The following is a 7865-nucleotide window of genomic DNA, read 5'->3' on the forward strand; positions in this document are numbered from 1 at the left end:
CCGAGCCACAGGCGAACGGGAGGGCGAAACCCGATCGCGCGTTCGAGCGCGGGCCGGCCTTCGGAAATCAGGTGATAGCCCGGGTCGGCGGAGCGCGCCGCCTCGATCGCGTCGCTTTGATCCGAAGACGATAGCCGAGCCGCATCGAGTGCTTTCCCGGTGACGTCCAGCTCGGTGAGCGACGATCCGCGCGAAAGCTGCTCGATCGCCTTTCGGTAGAGATCGCGGGTCGGGAAGTCCATGTCTGCGAAATGGCTCGCGGCCCGCATCCGCGCGTCAACCAGGCTGACGCTTTCGAACATCTCCGTCCAGTCGATGTCGGAAATCAGCCTTATGCTTGTGACTATATTGCGTATGGTGACATTCGATGCGCCCTGTCTTTGCTGGGAATGCTGGACGACTTCCTCGATCGACGACCCTTGCTGGGCCAGCTTTTCCTCCAGCCATGCCAGCGCCGGCGTTGTCGAGGGGTCCCTGTTTCGCAACTGCTTGGCAAGATGCGCGGCGAAACGCTCGGGCAGGGGAGCCGCTGATCGCGCTGCAATGTTCGCGCTGAAAGCAGCCTCTTCGGCCCCCGGATCAAGGAGCCTCGCGCTCAGCGCCGACGCTTCGGCCCGCGCCGCGTCGCCGGCGGTGATCTGGTCGGCCAGCCGCCGCAGATTCTCGACGAGGACAAACCGCAATGTGATCGCCACTGCCCACAATTCGCCGATGGTCAGCGGCTGAACCTGCTGATAGGCCGTCAGAAACCGTTTCAGCTTGTCCCTGTCGAACAGGCTGTCGGTGTGTGCGACAAAGGCCCAGGCCAGTTCCAGAACCCTTGGATAGCCGGCGAACGGGCCATCAGCCAGCTTCGGCAATTGCCGATAATAGCCGGGCGGAAGGTCATTTCTGATCTCCTGGATCTGTTCTTCGACCAGATGATAGTTGTCGAGCAACCATTCGGCCGCCGGCACCACTTCCCGCCCGTTCTTCAGCTCGGCGATGCTCGCCCGGTATGCGGACAAGAGGACAGCGGCATTGCCGCTGAGCCTTTTGTGCAGCGACATGACGGCAGGCGCCTTGCCTGACACCGGCTGGGCTGCCGCAAGGCTGATCGCGTGCTGTTCCAGCCGTTCGGTGCTGAAAAGCTCCTGTCTGACGGGAGCGCGGTCGCTCCAGAGCGGCGATGCGATGCGGGCGCCCGGGAATTTGAGGTTTATTTTCAAGACGTGCCTTTTCTGCCCGGCGTGAACGGCGTTCACGCGTGAGCTTTTGTTACGTCGCCGACGCGGTCCTCCGGTTATCCGGCCTGACAGTGCAAACTTCACGGGATGATGCGATGCTGCGGTGTGTGTCTTCCAGACGTTGTCGTCAGGCAGACATGCCCGATGTTCCGTCGCCATTTCCGGTCGGTCAGGCGAAGTCGGCCGCCGTCATCACGTACATGGCCTTGCGGCCCTTGGCGTATAGTTTGCGGGCCGCAGCGTAGATCCTGGATCGTGCCGCATCGAAGGCGGCGAGGTAGTTCGCTTCGCCATCTTCGGGATATTTGAGCGCATCGGCCCTGACAAAGAACATCACCTCGAACATGCCGTCATGGCCGGTGAAACGGACGCGGTGGCCGGTTTTGTCGTAGCTGCGGCTCTGGTTGGGGAAGTCGAGTGCCATAATTCGGAATCCTTGAAAAAAGGCAGGGCGGGTTCAGCCCTTCGGCTTGCCGCGAACCTTGTTGCTGTTTCCGGCGTCCCGGACCTGCGAGCCGAGAACCGGCGCTGTTGGGGCGGCCGCATTTTTCTTTTTTGGTTCTCTGATTTCGCGACTGCTGCGCTTTTGGCTTTGGCCATGCAGACCTCCATTCGGGAAAGGTTATGCCAGGCGGCGGGCCCGACAACCTGGTTTAGCCCGGACAGTTTTTGCGGCAATGAGACCAACCCCGGTTCCGCTGCGCAAGACCGAAGATTCGATCAGCTCACGAGGGTGCTGGCGCAGGCCGAGGCCGCGGAGCGGTCGGCGGTGGTGTTGCCCGGCATCGTCGCCCAGCCGCCAGCTTCTATGAACTGCCGCTGGTTGTAGGAACTGGTCATCGCCTTCAGGTCGGCCAACTGTTGAGCTGAATCCGGTGCGGATCTGAACCGTTCCACGCAGATGACGGTCGCCAGCTCGGAGCGGGAGAGATTACCGGCTTCCGCCACGAGGTCTCGAGATGTGCCGCCCGTGACCCAGCCGCCCCAGGTGAAGCCGACAATCATCGTGACCACGGCGGTTGCGGCGCATGCCCAGACGAGCGTCGATTTTGCTGGATGATAGGCTGCCCATCGCTGGCCGATGGACGGATTGCCGTTGGTTGCTGCTGCCATGATATCGATTCCTTCCGATTTCGGGTCGTTTGAGTGTGGGGCGGCGGTAGCGATTCTCTGCTGCCTTGGCGCGGTGTGTGCCGAAGTCTCGCCATGCATTCGGAAAATGCCGCTTTTTCGGGCATCGAACGCCATCACCGCGTCAAATCATGACGCGAACGGAGATGGATTTACGAAAGGCAATCTTATGAGTGGTCGTATCTATCTGACAATTTATATATATGTATGAATTCGTGAATTGATAGGTTTATTTTAAAATAGATTTCGAAAAATATTTTCAATATCTGTAATTATTATTTTGATATTTCTTGTTTTTTGCAACCTAAGAGGCACATATAAACGTCATCGAACTTGTTTGCTGAACTTTATTTTTGAACCTCGCGCTCCGGTGAATTTCCATCAACGTCGACTTTATCGTCCGGTCGCAACCTTCGGACGCATCGGACAATCCTCTCTGACTGATTGAAAGGAAATCGTCATGAGCACTGGTACAGTGAAGTTGTTCAACGCCGCCAGGGGTTCCGATTTTGTCGAGGCAGAGGACGGTTGTGCAGATGTGTTCGTTCATATCTCCGCCGCCGAGAACCTCAAGGCAACATACGCATCGACCTTGCTTCGTGGCCACGGCTGTGCGGACACGAAAGATTGAGACGGACAGGCAGGTCGGAATTGCGTCCGACCCGTCTTGCATTCAGCGCCGCGCGCACCTGGTTGCGATACCTGCGGCATGCTGGTCTCGTGCACTTGCTGGCGCCCAACCGAAACTGGAAAATCCATGGAACGCAGCATCGAGAACGCCGCCGCAATCGAACGCAACGATCGTTTCTGGACGGCCGCGCTCGCGCCATACCGGCGCCCGAGCACGGTGCGCAGCACGGTCGAGATCGCTATCACGGCGCTGCCATTCGTCGCGCTCTGGGTGTTGACGGGGCTCGCCGTGGTGAATGGCATATGGTGGGGGCTGCTGCTGACCGTTCCGGCGGCCGGCTTTCTCGTGCGGCTCTTCATCCTGCAGCATGATTGCGGCCATGGCGCGCTGTTCGGCCGGCGCGGTCTCGATGACTGGATCGGCCGCGTCATCGGCGTGTTCACGCTCACCCCTTACGATTACTGGCGCCGGACCCACGCGGTCCACCACGCCACGACCGGCAATCTCGACAAGCGCGGCATCGGCGATGTCGATACGCTGACCGTGCGCGAATATCGCGCGCTGTCCCGCTTCGGACGGCTGCGTTACCGGCTCTACCGGCATCCGGCGGTGATGTTCGGTCTTGGCCCGGCATGGCTGTTCATCTGCCAGTACCGGCTGCCGCTCGGCCTGATGCGCGCGGGAATGGAACCGTGGACATCCACCATCGCCACCAGCATTGGCGCCGCCTTGCCGGTTGCCCTGCTGATGTGGCTGATGGGGCCGCTATCCTTCCTGATGGTGCAAGTACCGATCACGCTGATGGCAGCAACGGCCGGGGTCTGGCTGTTCTACATCCAGCATCAGTTCGAGGAGACTGAGTGGGCAGAGGCGAAGGACTGGAATTTCCAGAGCGCCGCGCTTCACGGCAGCTCGCATTATGACTTGCCGCTGCCGCTGCGCTGGATCACCGGCAATATCGGCATCCACCATGTCCACCACCTCGCCGCGAAGGTGCCGTTCTACCGGCTGCCGGAGGTCCTGCGGGACTATCCCGAATTGCGCGGGATCGGCCGCATCACGCTGCTCGAGAGCCTGCGTTGCGTAAACCTCGTTTTGTGGGACGATGAAACCCGCCGCCTGGTCTCCTTCCGGCAGTCACGCCCGACGGTGTAATCGCACGGGCGAACCGGGCGCATGGCAGTGCGTAGTCTTCACAGTTCGACGACGTCGACCGCGACATTCATTGCCAGAAATGCGTCCGTCGCGCCGGTGAAGCCGCCGGAAATCGGGGTGGTCTGGGCGATGTCCCGCGCGACGGCCACGGGGATGAGGTTGGCGCCGCCCATGCTGCGGTTGGTCGGATCGAAGGTGATCCAGCCGGCGCCGGGAAGAAATACGTCCACCCATGCGTGCGTGGTCCCACTGTCGCCCGATCCTGTAAGCATCCGGGTGGGATTGTGGAGATAGCCCGACACGATCCGTGCGCCAAATCCCAGCAGGCGAACCGCCTCGGCGAACAGCACAGCGAAGTCGCGACAGGTGCCGGACCTCATTGTCAGCGTCTCGACCGGCGTTTGCGTGCCCTCCGCCTCCCGGCTCAGATACATATGCTGGTTCGCAATGCCGGCACTGATATCCTTCAGCAGGGACAGCGTATCGGTCCCGTATCCGCCAACGAAGCCGCGGGCCCAGCGATCGAGCGTTTTGAAGCGGTCGGGATATTGCTGATCGCGAAGCGCGCCGAGGTCTTTCCACGCATTCTGTTCGTAGAAGAAGGGATAGGTGATCGCGGATGCGGCGATGTTGAAGACAGGCCAGTTTGCCGCCCGGAGATCGACGACCGCTGCGCTGTCGATGGCAAGGTTCGCCGTCGGCTCTGCGAAAGTGGCCATTGCGATCGAATTTCCGAACACATCGGTCGACCAGTTCAGCATGGCCGCGGGAAAAACATGGATGTCGTGGCTGACGAGCAGGAGATCGTGGCTCTCGCGCGGGCGGATGGTCAGCCTGTGGGGAGCGAGAAGCACCGGATAGCGATAGCTATAGGTTGTCCGGTGCCTGATACTGAGTTTGGTCATGTCGCTCTGCGCGCCTCATCCTTTGTCGTCCTCGGGAGGGCTGCCGGCGGTACCGCCCTTGTCAGGCCGTTTCCGCAGACGGGCGTCATGCCGTCCCGAACGCGGCGACGGCCGTTCGTCCGGATCAGTTCCGGTCAGGCTCTTGAAACTCCGCGGCGCTGCGATAGAAATGTTCGGCGTGCTGGTAGTCGTTTTCCGCGCCGACGCGGTCGCCCGCCGAAACCTTGAGGGCGGCGAAGGCGAGGTGTTGGCGGTATTTTTCCAACAGGCCCTTTCGCGATGCCGCGGTATTGCGGTCGGGCCGTTGCCTGGTATTTTGTTTTTCCATGTATAAGCCGACCCGGGGATCGCTCCTGATTGGTGAAAATGCGGTTAGTCGATCTGATCGGCGACGACCCTGCGCAATTCAGCGCGGCTGAGGACCTGTTGCCTCTCAGGCTTGGGCGGTCGCGGTCGATCGGCAAATCTTGCCGGTGTCGGCGGTCTTCTCGAAATGGTTTTCATGGGGCCTACACGCAGGAGTAAGGGCTCGACTGCGGCCATTGAACGTCACGGATTGAAAGAAGAGGTGCGCCTGCCGTCAGCAGGACGCGAAGGGATTACACGATTTGAACGATATAACGCCATTGTGGCTGTATTGCGTTCCGATGCCGTCAACCCGGCAGGACGATCCGGGCGCCGCCGGTATCGAGGACGGCCGTTTCGAGACTTGCGATCCGCTCTCTGTGCCACCCCTATCTCGCGGGGCGGGAGGTGTGGAAAACGTCATCCCAGAACCGCGATGTCACGCCGAAATTACAAGCGTCGTTCGCATGATGCACTGCATGGTTGCGCTTGAGCTTGTAGAGATAGCCGGAATGCGCCGGATGCCGATGGTGTACCAGGTGATGCACGCTCACATACCAGAGATATCCGGACATCAGCCCCGACGTGGTGATACCTGCCATCGCAAAACCGGTCAGAAAAAAAAGCGGCAAGAATACCAGGCCGAGGAACAGGGCGACACTGAGCCATGTTGGCGTTCCGACCAGTGCAAGAACCTCCCTGTGATGGCGTTCATGCATATCCCTGATCCAGGGCAGATGATGCAACACGAAGCGATGCAGAAGATATTCAAGCAGCGTCCAAAGCGCGAGGCTACCCAGAAATGTCGCGATGTCGGCGATAGCCCAATGGCCACCCGCATACATGGGGGCAGCCACGCCCAATATTGCGATCAGCACTGGATAGGCGACGAAATCAGCAAAATAGCCCATTCTCGAAAGCAGCATATCAAGTTCCTCGCGGCCCGGTCTCCACGGTTGCGGAGCCGGCCTGCCCCGCTTCCCGTCGCAAAAGGAAGCTGCGGTTGATGCAACCTATCACTTCGCCTTTTGCTGGGACACTAAAAAACAGTCTTTTGGAAATACCGATTTTGCAACCAGATGGGAGAGATCGTGAGGCAGGCCATGTCGATTTGATCGGTCATTGCCGTTTGGATATTATGTTATCTAATGTCTATACTTTCGGCTTTCAATCTTTCGTCGTGATTTATCTTAGAATCTGTTCAAGAAAGCGGATATCGTGCGAGACTTATTGTCATAATCTTGATCATAGCGGTTCGGATGAAGGCGAGGTTCGTTGCCGAAAACCGCTCGAAATCCTTTGCCAACCTGCGGTTTATACCGAGCCATGCCACCGTTCGTTCGACAATCCAGCGCTTCGGCAGTACCTGAAATCCAGCTTGATTTCGTTTGACGATCTCTATGGGTCGCGGGCTTGCCTGTTCGATCTTGGGCCCCTGATAGCCGCCCTCGCCGCAGATTTTCTCGATGAAGGAAAAGCGGTTGGCGAGTTTGTCGAAAACAAGAACTGCTCCGTTGCGATCCGGAATGCCCGCCGAATGGAAATCCACCTTGAAACGCATGCTCAACTTGTCGAGCAGAATGTGGCGCTGGCGGCTCTTGTTCTTCTTGCCCGCATCATAACCGATATCACGACGGGCGTCCGAGCCGAACTTGACCGACTGATTGTCAATGATGGTTTGGTCTTCATGTCCTTCCAGTTGCCGCGTCCGGCAGCAGATCGCGTTAAGAATGCACCGCCACATCCCGTCTCGGCAGAACCGTTTGAAATAGTGATGAACCGTGCTTTTCGGCGGAAAATCACGCGGCAGCAACGCCCATTGGCAACCCGATTGCAGCAGGTAGAAGAGGGCGTCCAGCACGTCCAGCAATGATGTCTTGCGCCTTCGGCCCCGCCGCGGCTGCGATGGTATAAACGGCGCGATCATGTTCCATTCACGATCCGACAGGTCACTTGCGTCGCGCCGGCGGCGTCTGTCATGGTGACGACGGGTGAAGGGGGCCAGGCCATTCGGTCTCTCCGTATTTGTCGTAAAATACAAAGAATTCGATTGCCGCCTTCACTCAACCTCAAGTCAGAATCATCATTCTTGGGCAGACACTAAGTCTTTCTCCAAGTTGACGTTTTCGCACGTGCACCGTCGCGAAAATTATGGGCCGATGGTCCTAATCCCTTCAAGACCTGATGCTGTCCGTCAACCCGGGCCGTGTCGCGCCCATACCCGGCCGAAGGGTCGGACGGCAGCTTCGCGCCGCCGTTTCGGACGTTCGACTGGCACATGAAGTTCCCGAAAGCCGACATTTCCTATCGAGCGGCCCAGCGCCAGTCGAGCATTTCGGCACAAAGGTTAGGATCCCGCCATTCGCGTCAGATGTAGCGGAGACCGGAGCAGTCCATTGACGCCCTCGTTTCCGTTTGGGCACTGCAGAGCGACTTCTGCAAAGCTGACTGTTGATTTTCACTGAGAACTGA

At 59.1% G+C, this 7865-nt stretch carries 8 protein-coding genes and 1 pseudogene; 2 read left to right on the plus strand and 7 right to left on the minus strand.

Annotation, left to right across the window (positions count from 1 at the left end):
• The 3 genes and pseudogenes from B4E36_RS17905 to B4E36_RS17915 form a co-directional block, all read right to left on the minus strand.
• Window positions 1–1385: pseudogene (locus B4E36_RS17905) on the minus strand (glycosyl transferase); the annotation flags it as partial.
• A gap of 10 nt (window positions 1386–1395) precedes the next feature.
• Complete coding sequence (locus B4E36_RS17910; protein WP_292051554.1) at window positions 1396–1650, minus strand: DUF1488 domain-containing protein; 255 nt, start codon at window positions 1648–1650, stop codon at window positions 1396–1398.
• 296 nt (window positions 1651–1946) lie between these two features.
• Window positions 1947–2339 carry a hypothetical protein gene (locus B4E36_RS17915; RefSeq protein WP_292051556.1) on the minus strand — a complete coding sequence of 131 codons (393 nt, stop codon included), beginning with the start codon at window positions 2337–2339 and terminating at the stop codon, window positions 1947–1949.
• A gap of 478 nt (window positions 2340–2817) precedes the next feature.
• Here B4E36_RS17915 and B4E36_RS17920 point away from each other — a divergent pair, with 478 nt between their 5' ends.
• Window positions 2818–2988 carry a cold-shock protein gene (locus tag B4E36_RS17920; RefSeq protein WP_345900637.1) on the plus strand — a complete coding sequence of 57 codons (171 nt, stop codon included), beginning with the start codon at window positions 2818–2820 and terminating at the stop codon, window positions 2986–2988.
• Between the two features lie 126 nt (window positions 2989–3114).
• The gene (locus B4E36_RS17925; protein ID WP_292051558.1) at window positions 3115–4143 is read left to right on the plus strand and encodes a fatty acid desaturase; all 1029 of its coding nucleotides are present in this window, start codon (window positions 3115–3117) and stop codon (window positions 4141–4143) included.
• A 38-nt stretch (window positions 4144–4181) separates the two neighbouring features.
• Here B4E36_RS17925 and B4E36_RS17930 read toward each other — a convergent pair whose 3' ends face one another.
• The 4 genes from B4E36_RS17930 to B4E36_RS17945 all read right to left on the minus strand — a co-directional run bounded on the left by B4E36_RS17930 (window position 4182) and on the right by B4E36_RS17945 (window position 7434).
• On the minus strand, window positions 4182–5048 hold the full coding sequence (locus B4E36_RS17930; protein ID WP_292051560.1) for a transglutaminase family protein: 867 nt from the start codon (window positions 5046–5048) through the stop codon (window positions 4182–4184).
• A gap of 124 nt (window positions 5049–5172) precedes the next feature.
• Window positions 5173–5376 (minus strand): DUF4167 domain-containing protein, encoded by a 204-nt coding sequence (locus tag B4E36_RS17935; RefSeq protein ID WP_292051562.1) that lies wholly within the window; start codon window positions 5374–5376, stop codon window positions 5173–5175.
• A 406-nt stretch (window positions 5377–5782) separates the two neighbouring features.
• Window positions 5783–6319, minus strand: coding sequence for a sterol desaturase family protein (locus B4E36_RS17940; RefSeq protein ID WP_292051563.1), 537 nt, complete (start codon window positions 6317–6319; stop codon window positions 5783–5785).
• 275 nt (window positions 6320–6594) lie between these two features.
• Window positions 6595–7434, minus strand: a complete 840-nt coding sequence (locus B4E36_RS17945) for an IS5 family transposase (protein ID WP_414673780.1) — start codon at window positions 7432–7434, stop codon at window positions 6595–6597.
• Window positions 7435–7865: the final 431 nt, after the last annotated feature.

Source organism: Martelella sp. UBA3392 (genome assembly GCF_002358775.1).
GTDB classification, from domain to species: domain Bacteria; phylum Pseudomonadota; class Alphaproteobacteria; order Rhizobiales; family Rhizobiaceae; genus Martelella; species Martelella mediterranea.